Raw genomic sequence first — 18966 nt, forward strand, 5'->3', positions numbered from 1 at the left:
TTCTTCAATAATTTGTTCAAAATATTGATAATATTTTTCTTTTTTATACATGTTAATATCAGCGCGACATAACATATTTTCAACTTTTTCATGAGGTTGAGACGTTGCAAAACCCATAGCAGAGGTTAAGGGTTGCGAGGCATAATATTGATTATCAATATTTAATTTATATTTTTTAAATATTAAGTTTTATTAATTATTTAGTGTAGCTTATTGTTTTAATGTTAATCTTTGAGAGATGAATTATAAAAAGCTTGCTTATTGGAATACATAATTTCATCAGCTCTTTTAAGCAAGGCTTCAATGGTCTCATTTGACTGTGTCGTTGCATAACCAATTGCAACATGAATGGGGAAGTCTGGATGTTTGATTTGGTCAACTTCTAATTCATAACGAATTTTATCTAATAATCTATTGATATGAATTTGCTTTGCTTTCGGCATGAGAATGACAAATTCGTCTCCGCCAAGTCGAGAAGCTGAATAATGGGTTTGAGTAATACTTGTTTTTAAAATTTTGCCAAATCTTCTCAGAATTTGGTCACCTTGGTCATGCCCATAGATGTCATTAATTTCTTTTAAACCATTGAGGTCGAAAAATACACAGGATACCGGGTAAAAAATTGTAGATTGGAGTTTTAAAATCTCATCATTAAAAAAAGTACGGTTATAGAGTTGAGTGAGCTGATCGTGCTTACTGAGATGTAATAAATGATTTTCTAATTTTTTTCGCTCAGAAAAATCTGTAAATGCAATTTGCACTGTGTCCCAATTATTATGTGAATTTGGAAAGATCACCAATTGTTCACGTATATTGAGAATATCTCCATGAACAGTTTGATACTCACATTCTCTACTTTGTTGGTGTTCGTCATTCCATAAAGCTAATAATTGGGCATGGAAATTTTGCTGACTAGATTCCCGAAGAATTTGCCATAAATTGTCAAAGAACAATTGTCTATTACCAGCTTTAAAAAGGTCGAGTAAAGCTTGGTTAACGCCGATATTCTTTACACTTTCAAAGCATTTTTTGACAAACTCCGGATGTTTTGTCATGTGGCGGATGAGATCATTTACGCCTTGTTGTCTTAGTTGGTCAAATATTACTTTGATCTGGCTATAGTCTCTTACCCACAATGCAGTAGGGGAATGTAAAAATAAAGTTTCAGCAAATCGTCGCGCATTTTGGTAATCAGAAATATTTTCAGTTGTTAGTAACAAACGCTCCCAGCTGTCTTCATAGCCAGGCATAAAACTGGCTTTAAGTTGAATATCAATTTGTTTGCCTTTACAGGTATAGTTTACAGATGGACAAATGTATTGTGTTTTCTTATTCCATAAAGAAACAAAAAAATTGACCTTTTCTATACTGATTTTTTCTGAGTGTAAGTTTGCAAAGCTATGTAAGATTTCATTGAGATTGGATGCTTCATACATATCTAAAGTGCTTTGATTCACACGAATAGTGCGAATCATTACTAAGCAAGGTTGTAAGCGTTCAGGATCTTCTAGAAGGTATTGTTCTAGGTCTTCAACACCATCGTCTAGCCATTGCTGGAAAGTTTTTTTGACCGCACTAAAGTCTTGGATCCACATTGCCATGGGAGATAAGTTGAAAATAGATAGATCGACTTCCCCCATAATGATTCCTTGTTTTTATAAATGTTGTAAAAATTTTAAAACAAAACCTTAGTATAATATAGCTCATTTTTTAGCTTTATTTGCGGCTTTAGGTGGAGAAATTTCTTTTTGAGCATTCCACGCTTCTATAAAATCATGCTCGTTAATATTATACAACTCTAAAATTGCTAAAATTACCCCGCCAAGTGTTTTTGTTTCATCATGCTGAATATCAGCATCAATCACTTGCTTGCTCTTAAGCGTATTTAGAATATCACTGATTTCAAAGCTACGATCTCGCCCATTACTATCAGTAGGATACATTGGTGTATTAATCACGATTTGGGCTAAACTCTTTTCAGCTTCAGTTAAATCTAAATCTTGAACTTTTTGTTCTAAATTTGCGCTGAAAATAACATCTGCTGTGAGAAAACCGTGTAGCAATTTTTGTGTCAGTTTAGGCAGCGTTTTTTCTACAAATGGACGGAATGAAACAGGGAAAATAACATTGCGTGAAATGCCTTTAAACATTGGTGCAATTTCTTCGACTTTATAACCTGCGACACCACAACCCACTGAGGTAATGAAGTACTTCATTTTAAGGTGATTTTTAGTATAAATTTTAAAATCATCAATATAATGTTGGATTTGAGAAAGTGGCATTTGTTGTAAATGCTCATTCATGGTTGGAATCGCAAAACTTTGCCCCGCCCAGCCACGACCAACTCCTTTCGTTGCACCGAAGTATAATAATGCTGTTTTTGCAGCACCACCTTGATGAGTGCCCGCCATATTACTGCCAAAGACAAAAATTGTGTCTTCAGGTAACTCTTTGATTATGCTTTCATCATGGTAGTGATAAGTCATGTTTTTTCATCTTGTAATCGGCTTGTTTCCATGTTGCTATTGAAACCCAAAAGGGTCAAGGGTATTTGTTGAATATTGTGTAAAAAGCCCCATTTAAAATGAGATGAAACCGTTGTTTCAATCGCTTTCTGTTAAACTAGAAGCTGTGTCTTTCAAATTGGTCAAAGAGTGAATTATTGTGAGTGAAAATCAACCTTTTGAACTTGTGACAAATTATCAACCTGCAGGGGATCAACCGCAGGCGATTGCCAAATTGGTCGATGGGGTGAATAAGGGCTTTCACGATCAACTCTTATTAGGTGTAACGGGTTCAGGTAAAACCTATACCATGGCAAATGTCATTGCACAAACGCAACGACCAACCATTATCATGGCGCATAATAAAACCTTAGCGGCACAACTTTATGGCGAGTTTAAAGCATTTTTCCCCAATAATGCGGTTGAATATTTCGTCAGTTATTATGACTACTATCAACCTGAAGCTTATGTACCATCTTCGGACACATTTATCGAGAAAGACTCCGCGATTAATGACCATATTGACCAAATGCGCCTTTCTGCGACACGGGCATTATTAGAACGCCGTGATGCGATTATTGTGGCTTCTGTATCTGCCATTTATGGTTTGGGTGATCCAAATGCCTATATGAGTATGTTGTTGCATATCGTGCAAGGTGACCGAATTAGTCGTGATGACATCATTCGACGCTTAGTTGAAATGCAATATACGCGGAATGAATTAGAATTCTTACGTGGTACTTATCGTATTCGTGGGGAAATTATTGATATTTTCCCTGCGGAATCTGATCAGCATGCAGTGCGTGTAGAGTTATTTGATGATGAAGTGGATTCGATTCGTTGGTTTGATCCAATTACTGGAAAATTGGTACGCAAAGCACCGCGTGTGACGATTTATCCAAAAAGTCACTATGTCACACCGAAAGATAATTTAGAACGTGCGATTGGTACGATCAAAGAAGAACTCAAAGAGCGTCAAGTTTATTTTAAAGAACATGACAAACTGATTGAATTACAGCGGATTGAGCAACGTACCCGTTATGATTTAGAAATGATGCAACAATTGGGCTATACCAACGGTATCGAAAACTATTCTCGTCATTTATCTGGACGACCAGCAGGTGAAGCACCGCCGACTTTGTTCGATTATATCCCAGACGATGCTTTGTTGATTATCGACGAATCTCACGTGACTGTTCCACAAATTGGTGCAATGTATAAAGGTGACCGTTCACGTAAGGAAAACTTAGTCAATTATGGTTTTCGTTTACCGAGTGCTTTAGACAATCGTCCGATGAAATTTGAAGAATGGGAACGTATTGTTCCTGCAACGATTTATGTCAGTGCAACGCCTGCAAAATACGAACTAGAAAAATCTGAACAAGTGGCAGAGCAGGTAGTACGACCTACAGGATTGGTCGATCCTACCATTGAAATACGTCCAGTATTGACCCAAGTCGATGATGTTTTATCTGAAATTAATATTCGTAAAGAATTGGATGAGCGCGTACTTGTCACAACTTTGACTAAGCGTATGGCTGAAGATTTAACTTCTTATTTAAAAGAATATGGGGTTAAAGTTGCTTATTTGCACTCTGATATTGATACTGTAGAACGTGTGAAAATTATTCATGAACTTCGTACAGGTGTGCATGATGTCTTGGTTGGAATCAACTTATTACGTGAAGGTTTGGACATGCCAGAAGTGTCTTTGGTTGCTATCCTCGATGCAGATAAAGAAGGTTTTTTACGTTCTGAACGCTCTTTAATTCAAACCATTGGTCGTGCTGCTCGTCATGTGAAAGGTAAAGCAATTTTATATGCGGATCGTATAACGGATTCGATGCAAAAAGCGATCGATGAAACTGATCGCCGTAGAACCAAACAGATTCAATTCAATGAAGAACATGGCATTACACCACGTAGTGCAGTACGCCAAGTGATCAAAGAGATTGATACAGGTGAAGTGCTAAAAGATGAAGAAATTGAAGCGGGGATTGCAGAGCAGCATCAAGCATTGACTGCTGATGAACAACATTTATTGTCTGATCCTAAATTATTTATCAAGCACATTACCAAGCTGGAAAAAGAGATGTTAAAAGCGTCGAAAGAATTGCAGTTTGAACAAGCCGCGCGATTACGGGATGAAATTGTGCGTCTGAAAGCCAGATTATTGCAGTAATAATTTGGGTGAATAAAACTTAAGGCTGTCGTATTTTGTATCGTGGAGGATACATAATGCTACAGTCGTTTGTTTAATTTATGATTATTTTATTATAAATATTAGAAAGTCGTTTTGAGGGGATAAGGTGCAATTATTTAAAACATTACCCAATATTGATAATATGAAGAAAGTAATAATAATTGGCGGAATTTTTTTTGTGGCTGGAATTTTTCCTAAAGCTTATGCCGAAAATACAACTTTAGCTGCTGTTCCGAAATTAGAGTTAAGCCAATACCTTGGATTATGGTATGAAGTTGCACGAAAACCGATGTATTTTCAAAAAGAATGTAAATCTGATGTAACAGCACGCTATACGGTAAATGAGTATGGAAATGTTGCGGTAGATAACCGTTGTATGACCCATGATGGAAAAGAACTACGCTCATTAGGTGAGGCTTTTATTAGCAATGAGCCATTTAATTCGAAATTTAAAGTCAGTTTTATTCCTGAAGCGATTCGTTGGTTGCCCGTTGCTCGTGGTGATTATTGGGTGCTCAAAATAGATCCACAATATCAGATGGCTTTGGTTGGAGAGCCAAAACGTAAGTATTTATGGTTACTATCTCGAAATCCTCACCCAGATGAAGCACAGGTGACAGAGTTTTTGCGCTATGCGCAAAGTGTAGGATTTAGTGTTAAAGATTTGATTAGAACAAAGCAAAATGTGACTGAGTAATTTTTAGTGATTTAGAGATTGAATGTGTATTTTATCAATAGACTGAAGCCTTTTCTTTCATATATAGCATAGCTAATTTATGGAGTGTTTTTTGCTTTAAATTTTTTTATATCATGGCTTCTCGATTCGTAAATTTTGTTATTTTATACCTCATTTGGGGTATAGAAATATTCTTTGAAAAAACATAATTTAATAGAACAATAAACGAAAAATTGTTGGGGAATAATATGAAAAAAATTATTTTGGGAATTGCTATAGCTAGTTCACTACTACTCAGTGCATGTGGAGGCGATAGTGATGATACTACTTCAGGCACAGGCACAGGCACAGGCACAGGCACAGGCACAGGCACAGGCACAGGCACAGGCACAGGCACAGGCACAGGCACAGGCACAACAAACAGTTTTGAAAGTTTAGATTTAGTGCATACAATGACAAGTATTGCGTTTGGAGAGGCTACTGGTTCTGGTGTAGCTGATGCATTAGTTTACGGTTCAGATGAAGCAAAGACAGGAGCTAAATGTAAGTCAGGTTCTTATACTATTTCAAACAATGTAATTACATTTAAAGATTGTGTAGGATTATTTGATGAAGACGGAGCAGCTTCTGGTGTTATCGATGTCACGGATGATAATGTAGAAGCGAAAGATTTAGTCATTAAATATTCTAATGGTGAAAGTGACAAAGTAAATGGTAAATTGGTGATCAGCGAGTCAGCAACTGTGGTAACATTCACTTCAACTGGGTTAAGCGTAGTGACTCAGGAGCTATCTTCGAGTAATAAATTAATCCCTGTAAATTATAATCTAACAGACTATAAATTTGTCTGGTCACCACAAGATGCAACGACTGCCAAACTTCAAGTCAGTGGTAAACTCTCTTCAACAGGTAATGAAGGTGGTGATTACAAAGTTGCATTTGATAGTATGGCAACCCCATTCTTTGCTAAAATGGATGAGGAAGAAGAGTTATTGAATTATCCATATTCTGGAACATTAAATATTAATGATTTGAACAATAACACAAATTCTATTGTACTCTCAGCCATTAACGATCAAACAGCCCAGTATAAAGCAATAAGTGCTGGCAAAGTGTTATTTGATAAAGTAGCAAATTGGTTAGAAATAGATGATTATTAAAATAATCATTCACTAAGTAAGTTATATAGACCGCATTATGAAAATAGTGTGGTCTTTTTTATGAAGTGCAAATTCAACTGAATGCCAGTGCTAACTCATCAGCAGAGTAAGTGCTATTCGTGGAAATAGCACTCGGCACTGATTCGAAATTATGGACGAATAATCATACAGGTGGCAGTTGCATGTGCATAAAGTTTTCCATCTTCATCAAGCAATTTACCTTCTGAAATTGCAAGATTTTTACTCAGATTAATTACTGAACCAATTGCCAGTAATTCTTTGTCTTTAGGCACAGGGCGACACATTTTTACATTCAAATCGATGGTGCCATAACCAACACCTGCTTCAAGTGTGGTATGTACAGCGCAGCCCGTTGCAGAATCAAGCGCTGTCGCAGCGAAACCACCATGCACACCACCCAAAGGATTCAAATGACGGCTATCTGCTTTGACTTTAAAGCTAGCGTGACCATGAGATATCTCATCTAAATCCATAGGAATGGTTTCAGAGATGGAAGCTCTAGGGATCTGCCCATCTACCATTGCTTGTAAAAACTCGAGTCCAGTCATTTCTCTAGGGTGTTTCATACTTTTATCCTTAGGTTTTTAAGTTCTAATTTAATTGAAGTTCTAAAAAGGAACTTAATCGATAAAATAAAGGCTTTGAATAGATAGTGTCAAATTTTTTAACGAATTTTGAATTGTATAGTCAATTATTTTGTCTAAGAAAAATTTAATGATCAATGTTGTAGAATTTTTCTATATGATCTGATTTATGAATGATTTTTAAAGCTATTTTTTCACCCGTTGCCCATGTTGCTATAGACTTTTTTAAGTCTACATCAATAATATCGAGCTCTTTACATAGCGTACGATGGCTTTCAATTACAATGAATTGAGGTGATTGCGTTTTTAAACATTTAGCGATATACCGTTGAATATCTTGAAGTTTATAAACATCAATAATTTTATAACGCATATTTATCCATATATTATATTTAAGTTGTTGTATTTAATAATTTAAAACTAATTATTTTAAATTACAATTAGAAATTCATGATTTAATTAAGCTTGATTAAAAAATGTATGATTTAACTAGAATTAGATATAACACACATAGTATTTTATATAAATAAATTGATAAGGATGAAGTTATGAAAGGACAGTGTGTTTGTGGTGCAACCACTTTCTCAGTAATGCTAAAAAATCATGACGTACATGTGTGCCATTGTTCAATTTGTCGTCGACAAACCAGTGGTGTGATTATGACGATTGATACAGAGCAAGGTAGTTTGGTCTTTGATCAGCAAGCGCATTTAACGGTCTATAACTCTTCTGAATGGGGGGAACGTGGCTTTTGTAATGTTTGTGGAACAAATCTTTTTTGGCGAACTAAAGACCAAAGCTATTGCAATATTAATGCTTTTGCTTTGAATGATTCACCTGAAGACTTAAAGCTTAATCTAGAGATTTATATCGACAATAAACCGCAATTTTACAGTTTCGACAATGAAACCAAGAAAATGACGGAAGCTGATGTGATCGCCTTATTTAATCCTACAGAATAAGGGCTTAATTTAGCTCAAGGATGATTATTTATAGTTGTTTTATATTTAAGCATTACGCTATCGCATTGTTAAATGTGTAGGTGAACGCAATGAAGTTAATGCTATATCAGAGATGTTGATAGTTTTAATAAAAAATTACTTATAGCTTAATAAGTAATTTTTTTATATACATAGGTCTACATTGTTGAAAATGGATGCTCAACTATGCTGTTACGCTTGTGTATTGCCATGTTGGCTTTTGCTGCAAATTCAGTCCTATGCCGTCTCGCTTTAGTCAATACTTCAATTGATCCTGTGTCATTTAGTGTGGTTCGGGTAACGAGTGGTGCAGTCACGTTATTGTTTTTATTTCTGCTTTCTAAAGAAAGAGTTCCTTTGAAATGGAACATTAAGCAAGCATTTTTCCTTGCTGTTTATGTACTCGCATTTTCATTGGCATATATACATATCGAAGCGGGTACAGGCGCATTACTTTTATTTGGTATCGTACAACTGAGTATGGTGTTATACGGCGTTTTTCATGGCGAAAGGCTTAATTTTAAACGCCTCTTGGGGCTGATTCTTGCTTTGGCTGGGATTGTGATTTTACTATTACCAAATTCAAAAGCACCACCTTTTAATTCTGCATTGTTGATGATTGTTTCTGGCATTGCTTGGGCTTGCTATAGCATCAGTGGAAAACAGATTACCAACCCTTTGGCGAGTACCTTTACAAACTTTGTACTTGCAGTACCGATCGTAATTGTGATGGGGTTGTTTTTTATTGAAAATATCAACCTAGATATACATGGTGTCATGTTTGCAATGCTTTCTGGTGGCTTGGCATCAAGTGGAGCGTATGTTCTGTGGTATGCGATTGTCCGTAAAATTGACAGTATTACAGCAAGTACCGTGCAACTCAGTGTTCCGTGTTTGGCAATTTTAGGCGGTTCATTATTTGTCGGGGAAAGTATAAGTCTGCGGATGATTGTTTCAACACTCATCGTATTGGCAGGCATTTTCTTGGTGATCAATGCTACGCCCAAAAAAGCATAGCCTATTAAAATATAAGCACGTCATTTGATGGTTTAAGATTTATAAAAATGCCAGCTGTGATTAAGCTGGCATTTTTGACTCAACTAGAATTTAAGGCTTGTATAAACCGTGTTCCGTTAAATGTAATCTTAAAATACGGCGAAGTTCGAGTACGGCTTCAGGTGTTTCTTGAATGGAATGTCCACCTTTCAGTACTTTTTCAGAAATAGCGCCATCTAAATGTGAGCTGGTATATGGCACGATGCCGTCCGTCATGACATTTGGATCAGAGCTATCTGTAACATTCCCCATAATTGAATGATAAATCATGCCTTTTTTAGGCATTACATCTTTGGTTAATAGGGTAAATTTAGAATTATGGCTCAGATCACTTGGTCCATTTTGAATCAAACCATGCCCAACATCTTTTAAGAAGTTTTTCGCATTCAAATCACGGTCATCTATCGAATCTGCTAAAGCTCCTAAGAACGCACCTGGAAGCTTAATAATCCGACGAGCAGCTAGGGTAAACCAACGATCCGCAAATGCTGTACCACGATGTGGTGCTGAAATAAAAATAGCACGGTCAAAGTTTGGTACAGGTTTCATCTGTAAACGTGCTTGGAAAATATGATCATTTTTAAACTTATCGTATTTCCGATTATTTAACATCTTTAATGCAGGTTGAGTTAAATCAGAATCGCTGACCAATAGCCGTGCAATAATTCCACCCATACTATGTCCAATCAAAACAGAGTCTTTTGCAGAAGAGGAATTTGGATCAATAGTTTTAAAAGTTTGATTGATAATGGCATTAATTTGGAAACGGCTTTCTAAAATCGGCATATTGGTTGAATAGAATACTTGCCAAACTTGATAGTTTTCGCGCAGTACATTATCGCCCATAATATCATTGGTTAAACGAATCCACGCTTCAGGGCTACTCGCCAAACCATGAACCAATACAATCACTTTTTTATTTGGGTTATAAGGTTCAAGCATGTATAAATGTGGCATGGTTAAACGCTGATCGCGGTCGATTAAGCTGAGATAAGCTGCGATCCCTAGATTATTTTCAGCCAACCACAAACCGTAGGGGGCAGAGAAATTAGCAGCAAGAGGATATTCTTTACCACCCACTTTGACTTTTTCAATGCTATACGGGTCATAAACTTTCAACTGAAAATTTGGGTCATGCAAGATGCTTTGTATACTTTCAGAGGATTGCGGTTGAGCTGCAATGCTGACAGATAAATAGCGTGGTTGGTGGATATTTGGATTCACACCACCTTTATAAGCATAATGTTCAGGATCAACAATATATTTATTTTCTTCGGATTTTTTAGTTTCAGGTAGAATGGCGACAAACTCAGCACCGAAACCATCTCGACGGTTGATGGAACGTAAACCTGAAAAGTTGAGATTATAACTTGAGAGTAAATTTTCAATATCTAACTGAGCTAGTTGCGGATAACCATCAAAGTTGATGCTATAGCGACTTTCACCAATTTGAATCTGTTTCGAAACTTTTTGATTTTTATGGCGTAATGAATAGGTGGTAATCATTTTTGCCAAAGACTGATTGTAAAAATCTCGGATTTGAACTTGTCTATTATTGAAAATACGATCTTGTGGTTGACGTTCAGTATTAAATAAATAGGCATAACTATAACGGATACTTTTGTCTAGCATCGCCATTTGTTGATCTAAACATTGATCGTAATTTTGCTGATTAATTTTTTGTTTTTCTTCAGACTGATGCTTTGCAAATAGACTAATTTTACAGTTGGATGAGTCACCTAATGAAATCGCTTTGGTTAAATAGATTTCACTAATTGTAGAAAGGAGTTGCTCATCCTGAATTTGCGGGATTTTTTCTAAATCAGCAACACATTTTTCGGGTTCTTCAGCACAAGACTTGGCTTCACGTCCTGTCATTGAAAGGACATTTAAACTGGCTTCACTCATTTTAGAACGCGTTAAAATACTGTCACGTTCATTGGCTATGGTGACATTCACTTTTTGGTTTTTTACGCTAACGACCTGACAGCCTGAAAAAAACAGGGGACTGAAGGCTAAAGCATAGAGCAAAATATTTTTTTTAGAGTTTTGCATAATCATTAACTGGTTCAAGCTATTTCTGAATAATACGACAATTTTGTTTTAATTCAATTTGAAATCAAAAAAAATAGACTGAATGATCAGTCTATTTTTTAAATTCTAAATTGCCATTTTAACTTATTACTTCGCGAGAGCTGGATTCTTCAGTGTTTGCCATACATTATAGCGTCCTTGTTTTTCAACTTCAGGAATCAAGCGATCGACAACAGAAGCTTCTTCTGGGTATTTTACTTTATAATTTTTTAGCATTTGCACTGCATTTTTCTTCTGTTCCATACCTAAATAATTATTCACAGAAGATAAATAAGCTTCTTGGACACCCGCTTTCATTGCTTTATCTAAATATGGTAGTGCTTCTTTTTGACCACCACCTTCAGATAAAGAGAAGCCAAACCATAAGTTAGCTTCTGGATCTTCTTTATTGATTTTGAGAATACGTTGTGCGTAATCAAGAGATTTGGTGGTATATGATGAACCCAAATCCAAGTTACGACCTAGAATACTCGCTTTAAATGCACGAATAAGAACATCAAATGATGCATTTGGTGCAGCTGCTAATTGGTCAAGCTGTGTAGATACTTCTTTTAATTTTGATACAAAACCACTTTTTTCTTTGCGATCAGAAAATTGGGGTGGGTAATGGCGCGCTTTACCTTCCACCATTTGTAAGAAGTCATCAATTGCAGTGATGTCGATTTCATTTTCACCTGCAAGCACAGCATACTTCATGGTGCGCTGAGTATTATTTACAGTTGGAATGATCAGTTTGTTGGTATCTAAAATAAGCTTTTTAGTTGGGTTAGCAGGGTCAGTTACTTCAAGTTTGTTTACAGGGGCTGCTGCTGCTTTTTTTAACTCTAATTCAAAAACCGGTGGTTTAGTATAATCAAACGGATTAAGCGCATAAAATGGAGGTGAAATCTCTGGTTCAGTGTAGATAAAAGGCTCATTCGCAGCAATTTTATTTTCATGCTTAGTTGGTGTTGTTGAACAAGCTGTAAGTACTGAAGTTGCCAGTAATGCGTATGCCAAAGGCTTAATCGTCATGAGGATCTTCCATTAATTTATATTAAAAAATTTACATGTGCATCAGTCTATGAAAACGGACTAGAACATGCAACTTTAAAAGCATTATGTTATTAAAAATAATACATAAAGATTGAAAATTGATAACTCAGATTTGAAAAAATACTCAGATTTTTATTGTTTTTTATTTTGATCAGAAAAATAATTATATGTTGAAAAGTATGAAGTTATTTAGCAATAACTTCATACCATAAAAACTGTGCTTTTAGGTCTTAGATTGTTGCTTTTGCGCTTCACATTCACGACGAACATCATCAATGATTTTGATTTCTTCATCACTTAATGGTTGTTCTAAGTTTTGTTGCACATTAAAGTTTGGATCAAGCTGTGATAAACGGTGACATAAATCATTCATGCGCTTTTCATTTTGTTCTAGACGATTAAGTAGGACACGCATGCCTTCGAGCATTGGATCAGTTTGTTCTTGCGTTGCAGCATAAGCCTGAAATTCAGGATTTGGATTTAAACTGTCAATCGCTTTTTCTGGACACGGTGCTTCTTGTACAGCACTTGGCTTGCTATCTTTATCTTTAATGATAAAGCGGGCAGGGTTACCAACAGCTGTTGCACCTTCTGGGACAGCTTTGGTCACGACCGCATTTGAACCGACTTTGGCATTTTTACCCACGATAAAAGGACCAAGAATCTTTGCACCCGCGCCAACCACGACACCATCAGCCAATGTTGGATGTCGCTTTCCGGTATTCCACGTTGTGCCACCTAAAGTCACACCATGGTATAAGGTCACATCATCGCCAATTTCGGCGGTTTCACCAATCACAACGCCCATGCCATGGTCGATAAAAAAACGTTTACCGATTTTCGCACCAGGATGGATTTCAATACCCGTAGTAAAACGACTGAAAGAAGACAAGATTCGTGCTGAAGTTTTACAATCCTTTACCCATAGTTCGTGTGCGACTCTATGCATCATCAGTGCATGAATGCCAGGATAGGTGGTCAGTACTTCAAAGGTATTGCGCGCAGCAGGATCACGCGCAAATACAGCTTGGATGTCTTCTTTAAGCTGTTTTAGCATTAGTTTTGATCCTCAGTTTTTGACTTTTTCCATGTACCATTATTCAAGGCTTGTACTCGGCTAAACACGCCTCTTAATAAATGATATTCCATCTTATCTAATTGTATACGTCCAAAAAGTCGACGCAAGCGTAAAGGCAATAATCTTGGATTTTTTGGATCCATAAATTCGATTTCAGCCAACATTTTTTCAAAATGTGGATAAAATTGCTCCATTTGCTCATGGGTCACCAAAGGCTCGTCCCAATGCATATCATCAGCATCAGTCACATGCATCACAGCTTCGGTATCGACTTGTTTATCTGCTAATTCTAGTGTTGCCATACGCATTTCATAGCAAATGACTTGAATTGCCTGTGCAACATTCAAAACGCCATAATCGCTATTGACAGGAATGGTGACATGATAATTTGCCAATGCCAGTTCTTCATTGGTCAGTCCACGGTCTTCACGTCCAAAGACAATCGCAGTTTCCTGTTGTTCTTGAATCACGGCTTGCATCGTTTTTTGTGCAGCAGGGCGTGCTTCAAGCAATGGCCAAGGAATAGTACGACTACGCGCACTCGTACCAAAAACAAGGTGACAATCTTTAATCGCATCTTCTAAAGTTTCGACAATTTCGATCTGTTCAATCAAATCAGAAGCGCCTGCAGAAAGTGCATCAATATCAGGGTGCGGATAAGTTTTAGGTGAAACTAAGACCAGTTTAGATAGTCCCATTGTTTTCATCGCACGCAAAGCACTACCAATATTGGCTGGCAGAGTAGTATTGACCATGACGATACGTACATGACTTAAATGCTGTGAAATCACAGCATTGTCGAAGATATCCATGAATATTCCAACATATAAAAATTAAAAAATTAGGGAGAACAATTTAGGAAAATTGACCTGCATCAGCCATATATTCATCCATGGCATCATCCATACTCATGTTCTCAGGTGGCGGAGCAACTTGAGTTGTTTGAGCGAGTTCACGATGATCTACGGCTTTGGCTGCTTTAGATTTGACATGGTACTCAAGATGAATAGATTCTTTGCCAAAATAATCACGTAATTTTGACAGTAAATCATCCAAAGGCGCGACTTTCCATTGTTGTCCTAAATGCAAATCAGCAGTTGCGTAGTCATAGTCCATCTGGATTTGCATCGGAATGTGCTGACACATATCGACATTACAGAAAGGTAATAGAATCTTTTGCAGATCAGAAACTAAAGTTTTACTAATAACTTCAGGTTGAAGTTTAAGTTCGATGTGATTGACACGTTTTTGACGGATTTCATTTAAGGTGAATGCTTTGGTTAAGCGTCCCATTGGGCGATCAAAACCTTCACGTTCATAAATTTCACCTTCGATGACCACCACTTTTTCATTTTGAATAATATCTTTGAAGCGTTGGAAACGTTCGTGATTCGCTGAGACTTCGATACGCGCAGTACCATCATCTAGGGTGATCATCATACGGTTCGGGAAGTTGGCTACATCGACCACTAAACCTGCAAAAACAGTCGTTACACCACGGCGTGTAGGCGTGAGTTCATTGATTTTATGTGGAATAAATGCTTTTAATTCTGCACGATAAACATCAATCGGGTGACCTGTTAAATATAAACCTAAGGTATCTTTTTCACCTTTGAGGCGAACTTCATCTGACCATGGTTTTACAGGTTTTGCTGGTTTACGTTGAACTTCTTCAACTTCACCAAATAAATCCATGATGCCTGTTTCACGGTTTGAACGTGCTTGCTCCGCCGCTTGTACAGCTTCTGGTAATTGCGCCATTAAGCTTGAACGTTCAATACCTAAACAGTCTAAAGCACCTGCACGAATCAAAGCCTCTAAAGTTCGTTTATTAATTTTCTTCAAATCTACACGATGGCAGAAATCAAAGAGGTCTTTAAATTCTCCATCTTGTTCACGTGAATCAATCACCGACTGCATTGCAGCTTCACCGACACCTTTGATCGCACCTAAACCATAGATAATGGTTTCTGCATCACTGGCATGGAACTGATAGAACGACATATTCACAGAAGGCGGTAAAACTTTTAAATTGTTGATCCGACAGTCGTCGATCAAGAAGACAATATTGTCTGTATTCTGCATTTCCGAAGACATGACCGCAGCCATAAATTCAGAAGGGTAGTGCGCTTTCAGCCAAGCGGTTTGATAGGCAACGAGGGCATACGCGGCAGCATGTGATTTGTTAAAACCATAGCCTGCGAATTTTTCCATATAGTCAAAGATATGGTTGGCTGTGCCTTCATCAATATCTTTTTTCGCAGCACCTTCAATAAAGGTGGCACGCTGTTTGACCATTTCCTCGACTTTCTTTTTACCCATGGCACGACGCAGTAAATCTGCACCACCGAGGGTATAGCCCGCACAGAACTGTGCCGCTTGCATCACCTGTTCTTGGTACACCATGATGCCGTATGTTGGTTCAAGTACACTTTCAAGTAATGGATGTAGATATTCAAACTCACCACCATGCATACGATGGATAAAGTCAGGAATAAGATCCATTGGACCAGGACGGTATAAAGATACGAAGGCGATAATTTCTTCAAATTTACTTGGGCGTGCTTCTTTGAGCATTTTTTTCATGCCCACGGATTCAAACTGGAATACCGCAGTAGTATTTGCATCAGCAAATACAGCATAAGATTCAGGGTCATCTAATGGAATATGCGCAATATCAAGCGGTGTTTCAGATTTGACACGCTTATTAATATTTTGAACAGCATCTTCAATTACAGTTAAGTTACGTAGACCCAAGAAGTCGAATTTAACTAAACCAGCAGCTTCAACGTCATCTTTATCGAATTGAGCAACACGACCTGTACCATCGGCTTCACATAATACAGCGGAATAATCGGTAATCTTCGTAGGGGCAATAACCACACCGCCCGCATGTTTACCTGTGTTACGAGTAATCCCTTCTAGTTTAAGCGCCATTTCCCAAATTTCGGCTGCATCATCGTTATCTGGGTTGGATGGATTGGTGACGATGTCTTTGAGTTGTGGTTCAGCTTCCAATGATTCTTCCAAACTTAAACCTAAAGGTTTGGTTGGAATCATTTTTGAAATACGGTCTGCCAAACCATAGGATTTACCCAATACGCGGGCAACATCTCGAATTGCACCTTTAGCTGCCATCGTACCAAATGTTGCAATCTGCGAAACGGCATCACGTCCATAGTGACGTGCTACATAGTCGATGACTTTATCACGACCTGCGATACAGAAATCGACGTCAAAGTCGGGCATGGATACACGTTCTGGGTTTAAGAAACGTTCGAACAGGAGGTCATAACGTAGCGGGTCTAAATCGGTAATTTTTAAACTATATGCAACGAGTGAGCCTGCACCAGAACCACGACCAGGTCCAACTGGAACGCCATTGTTTTTCGACCATCCAATAAAGTCCATTACGATCAGGAAGTAGCCAGGGAAATCCATTTTATTGATGATGCCAAGCTCATAGGCAAGACGTTCATCATAAGGTTTACGAATTTCAGCCCAGTCTTCATCACGTTTTTCTACAGGGTAGAGTACATCCAGGCGTTCTTCTAAACCGACCTCGGACAAGTGCTCGAAGTAGGAGTGAATGGTGTGACCTTCAGGAATAGGATAGTCGGGAAGATCATGGAAACCTAAACGTAATGACACGGTACAACGTTTCGCGATCTGTAACGTGTTTTCAATCGCACTTGGTATATCCGCAAATAATTCAATCATTTCAGCGGAGGTTTTGAAGTATTGTTCAGGGCTATAATTTTTTGGACGTTTATCGTCACCCAGTACATAACCATCTGCGATACAAACGCGTGCTTCGTGTGCTTCAAAATCTTCCGCGGTGATGAAGTGCACATCATTGTGTGCAACCACACCGATGCCATATTTAGAAGCCAATTTAACCGCTTCGATATTAAAACTTTCTTCTTGTGGGCGTCCTGTACGTGTTAATGCTAAATAGACCCGATTACCAAATTTTTCGATCCATTCTTCAAGTAGTGGTTCTGCTTTTTCAGGATAGGCTGAAAGTAGCATTTCACCGACATCACTATGTAAACCAAGCAGGACAATAATGTCTTGTGATTGTTCTAGTACCCAATCTTTTTGGATGCAAGGAATTGAGAGTTGTTGCCCTTCAATAAAACCACGTGAGACGATTTCAGTCAGTCCACGCCAGCCTTTATTGGTCATTGCGAGTAAAGTCGCTTTGTGATTGGCATCGTTTAAGCGAATAACACTACCAAAAATAGGTTTGATGCCTTTGCCCATTGCTTTGTTATAGAATTTGACTGCGGCATGTAGGTTGGATAGGTCTGTGATCGCTAATGCAGGCATTTCGTCTGATGCAGCAGCTTTTATCAGATCAGGTATACGTACGATCGATTCTGTAATCGAAAATTCGGTATGAATACCAAGATGAACAAACTGCATAGACCAATCCTATTTAAAACTGTTGAGCATTTTACCACGCTTGAACTATGATGTGCGTAATTTAGTATTTGAAATTAATTATTCAATGTATTGAATTTTAATGAAATAAATTTATTATTCATGATGTTTGTTTTAATTGAATCTAAATAAACCAGTTGTTATTGCAATGAATATTAGAATAACAACTGGTGAGGCAGTATTAAAATTAAAGTGCTTTTAAACGTTCTGAACCAATCCAATGTTTTGAAAATTGATAAGCAGCACGTCCTGAACGTTGTCCACGTGCTTGACACCATCTTAAAGCTTCGGCACGAACTTCGTCTGTAAATGAAATATTTTCTTTCGCCAAATAATGTTCCACAATTTCAAGATAAAGTTGCTGATCCATTGGATAGAACGACAGCCATAGACCAAAACGATCAGACAAAGAAATTTTTTCTTCAATCGCTTCTTGCGGGTGAAGTTCTTTATATTGCGGCACATCGACCTTGGTTACTGGGGTATTTTCGTGCATAAATTCAGGCAATAAATGACGGCGGTTACTGGTCGCATAAATCACAAAGTTGCTTGAACCTGATTGGAGTGAACCATCTAAAACACTTTTTAAACTACGATAATTTTCATCTTCTGCGTTAAACGCTAAATCATCACAATAGACAATAAACTTTTCAGGGCGATCTTTGATGATTTTTTGAATTTCAGGTAATTCTGATAAATCATCACGTTCAATTTCAATTAAACGTAAACCTTGATCTGCATACTTAGTCAATAGTGAACGAACAATGGAAGATTTACCCGTACCACGAGAACCTGTGAGTAAAATATCATTGGCAGGTAGACCATTTAAAAACTGTTCAGTATTTTGAATGATTTTAGCTGTTTGACGTTCAATTCCTTTGAGGTCTTCCAATAGAACCGCTTTAGGATTGTAAATCGCTTTGAGCTGTTTTTCATGCCATCTAAACGCGATTGCTTCAAAATCAGTGGGTTGTTTTGGTTCTGGTAAGACTTGCTGTAATTGGCTTAAAACAGTAGATAATTGTGCAATGATATTGTCAGGTAAATCGATAGTTGCCATGTCCGTTCGCTATATTTTGAAAATTACATTTGATGAGAGATTGCTCCAATATTAACACAGTATTTTTAT

The 18966-nt window shown here is 37.4% G+C and carries 15 protein-coding genes; 5 read left to right on the forward strand and 10 right to left on the reverse strand.

Annotated elements, in window-relative coordinates:
• Positions 1–224 precede the first annotated feature (224 nt).
• Entirely contained in the window at positions 225–1640 is a 1416-nt protein-coding gene (locus EXE10_RS08950) for a GGDEF domain-containing protein (protein ID WP_130113126.1), read from the reverse strand.
• Between the two features lie 63 nt (positions 1641–1703).
• Positions 1704–2486, reverse strand: a complete 783-nt coding sequence (locus tag EXE10_RS08955) for a hypothetical protein (RefSeq protein WP_130113127.1) — start codon at positions 2484–2486, stop codon at positions 1704–1706.
• 178 nt (positions 2487–2664) lie between these two features.
• On the opposite strand from EXE10_RS08955, the gene uvrB reads away from it, so the two are divergent.
• From uvrB to EXE10_RS21715, 3 genes are all read left to right on the forward strand, one after another.
• Complete coding sequence (gene uvrB / locus EXE10_RS08960; RefSeq protein WP_130113128.1) at positions 2665–4686, forward strand: excinuclease ABC subunit UvrB; 2022 nt, start codon at positions 2665–2667, stop codon at positions 4684–4686.
• A 163-nt stretch (positions 4687–4849) separates the two neighbouring features.
• Entirely contained in the window at positions 4850–5404 is a 555-nt protein-coding gene (locus tag EXE10_RS08965; RefSeq protein ID WP_228256806.1) for a lipocalin family protein, read from the forward strand.
• A gap of 227 nt (positions 5405–5631) precedes the next feature.
• Entirely contained in the window at positions 5632–6543 is a 912-nt protein-coding gene (locus EXE10_RS21715; RefSeq protein ID WP_171478498.1) for a hypothetical protein, read from the forward strand.
• 149 nt (positions 6544–6692) lie between these two features.
• Here the strand turns inward: EXE10_RS21715 and EXE10_RS08975 are convergent, their stop codons facing one another.
• Both EXE10_RS08975 and EXE10_RS08980 read right to left on the reverse strand, forming a co-directional pair.
• Positions 6693–7130: a PaaI family thioesterase gene (locus EXE10_RS08975; protein ID WP_130113130.1), complete on the reverse strand. Its 438-nt coding sequence runs from the start codon at positions 7128–7130 to the stop codon at positions 6693–6695.
• Positions 7131–7275: 145 nt separating this feature from the next.
• On the reverse strand, positions 7276–7521 hold the full coding sequence (locus tag EXE10_RS08980; protein WP_087552777.1) for a hypothetical protein: 246 nt from the start codon (positions 7519–7521) through the stop codon (positions 7276–7278).
• A 175-nt stretch (positions 7522–7696) separates the two neighbouring features.
• Between EXE10_RS08980 and EXE10_RS08985 the strand changes: the two genes are divergently transcribed.
• Both EXE10_RS08985 and EXE10_RS08990 read left to right on the forward strand, forming a co-directional pair.
• The gene (locus tag EXE10_RS08985) at positions 7697–8110 is read left to right on the forward strand and encodes a GFA family protein (protein ID WP_130113131.1); all 414 of its coding nucleotides are present in this window, start codon (positions 7697–7699) and stop codon (positions 8108–8110) included.
• A gap of 204 nt (positions 8111–8314) precedes the next feature.
• Positions 8315–9145: a DMT family transporter gene (locus tag EXE10_RS08990; RefSeq protein WP_130113132.1), complete on the forward strand. Its 831-nt coding sequence runs from the start codon at positions 8315–8317 to the stop codon at positions 9143–9145.
• 90 nt (positions 9146–9235) lie between these two features.
• Here EXE10_RS08990 and EXE10_RS08995 read toward each other — a convergent pair whose 3' ends face one another.
• The 6 genes from EXE10_RS08995 to EXE10_RS09020 all read right to left on the reverse strand — a co-directional run bounded on the left by EXE10_RS08995 (position 9236) and on the right by EXE10_RS09020 (position 18897).
• The gene (locus EXE10_RS08995; RefSeq protein WP_130113133.1) at positions 9236–11245 is read right to left on the reverse strand and encodes a lipase family alpha/beta hydrolase; all 2010 of its coding nucleotides are present in this window, start codon (positions 11243–11245) and stop codon (positions 9236–9238) included.
• Between the two features lie 120 nt (positions 11246–11365).
• A complete protein-coding gene (locus tag EXE10_RS09000) occupies positions 11366–12292 on the reverse strand; it encodes an ABUW_2363 family tetratricopeptide repeat lipoprotein (RefSeq protein WP_068974347.1) in 927 nt (308 codons plus the stop codon).
• 244 nt (positions 12293–12536) lie between these two features.
• Positions 12537–13370 carry a serine O-acetyltransferase gene (gene cysE / locus EXE10_RS09005; RefSeq protein WP_130113134.1) on the reverse strand — a complete coding sequence of 278 codons (834 nt, stop codon included), beginning with the start codon at positions 13368–13370 and terminating at the stop codon, positions 12537–12539.
• The gene (locus tag EXE10_RS09010) at positions 13370–14203 is read right to left on the reverse strand and encodes an RNA methyltransferase (RefSeq protein WP_130113135.1); all 834 of its coding nucleotides are present in this window, start codon (positions 14201–14203) and stop codon (positions 13370–13372) included. The genes cysE and EXE10_RS09010 overlap by 1 nt, the downstream gene beginning before the upstream one ends.
• 43 nt (positions 14204–14246) lie before the next feature.
• Positions 14247–17819, reverse strand: a complete 3573-nt coding sequence (dnaE, locus tag EXE10_RS09015; protein ID WP_130113136.1) for a DNA polymerase III subunit alpha — start codon at positions 17817–17819, stop codon at positions 14247–14249.
• A gap of 205 nt (positions 17820–18024) precedes the next feature.
• Complete coding sequence (locus EXE10_RS09020) at positions 18025–18897, reverse strand: ATP-binding protein (RefSeq protein WP_130113137.1); 873 nt, start codon at positions 18895–18897, stop codon at positions 18025–18027.
• Positions 18898–18966 lie beyond the last annotated feature (69 nt).

Source organism: Acinetobacter sp. WCHAc060033, from assembly GCF_004209125.1.
Lineage (GTDB): Bacteria > Pseudomonadota > Gammaproteobacteria > Pseudomonadales > Moraxellaceae > Acinetobacter > Acinetobacter wuhouensis.

Coding starts and splice junctions, on each gene's coding strand:
- EXE10_RS08950 (WP_130113126.1), bottom strand. CDS start 1,640: ATGGGGGAAGTCGATCTATCTATTTTCAACTTATCTCCCATGGCAATG.
- EXE10_RS08955 (WP_130113127.1), bottom strand. CDS start 2,486: ATGACTTATCACTACCATGATGAAAGCATAATCAAAGAGTTACCTGAA.
- EXE10_RS08965 (WP_228256806.1), top strand. CDS start 4,850: ATGAAGAAAGTAATAATAATTGGCGGAATTTTTTTTGTGGCTGGAATT.
- EXE10_RS21715 (WP_171478498.1), top strand. CDS start 5,632: ATGAAAAAAATTATTTTGGGAATTGCTATAGCTAGTTCACTACTACTC.
- EXE10_RS08975 (WP_130113130.1), bottom strand. CDS start 7,130: ATGAAACACCCTAGAGAAATGACTGGACTCGAGTTTTTACAAGCAATG.
- EXE10_RS08980 (WP_087552777.1), bottom strand. CDS start 7,521: ATGCGTTATAAAATTATTGATGTTTATAAACTTCAAGATATTCAACGG.
- EXE10_RS08985 (WP_130113131.1), top strand. CDS start 7,697: ATGAAAGGACAGTGTGTTTGTGGTGCAACCACTTTCTCAGTAATGCTA.
- EXE10_RS08990 (WP_130113132.1), top strand. CDS start 8,315: ATGCTGTTACGCTTGTGTATTGCCATGTTGGCTTTTGCTGCAAATTCA.
- EXE10_RS08995 (WP_130113133.1), bottom strand. CDS start 11,245: ATGATTATGCAAAACTCTAAAAAAAATATTTTGCTCTATGCTTTAGCC.
- EXE10_RS09000 (WP_068974347.1), bottom strand. CDS start 12,292: ATGACGATTAAGCCTTTGGCATACGCATTACTGGCAACTTCAGTACTT.
- cysE (WP_130113134.1), bottom strand. CDS start 13,370: ATGCTAAAACAGCTTAAAGAAGACATCCAAGCTGTATTTGCGCGTGAT.
- EXE10_RS09010 (WP_130113135.1), bottom strand. CDS start 14,203: ATGGATATCTTCGACAATGCTGTGATTTCACAGCATTTAAGTCATGTA.
- dnaE (WP_130113136.1), bottom strand. CDS start 17,819: ATGCAGTTTGTTCATCTTGGTATTCATACCGAATTTTCGATTACAGAA.
- EXE10_RS09020 (WP_130113137.1), bottom strand. CDS start 18,897: ATGGCAACTATCGATTTACCTGACAATATCATTGCACAATTATCTACT.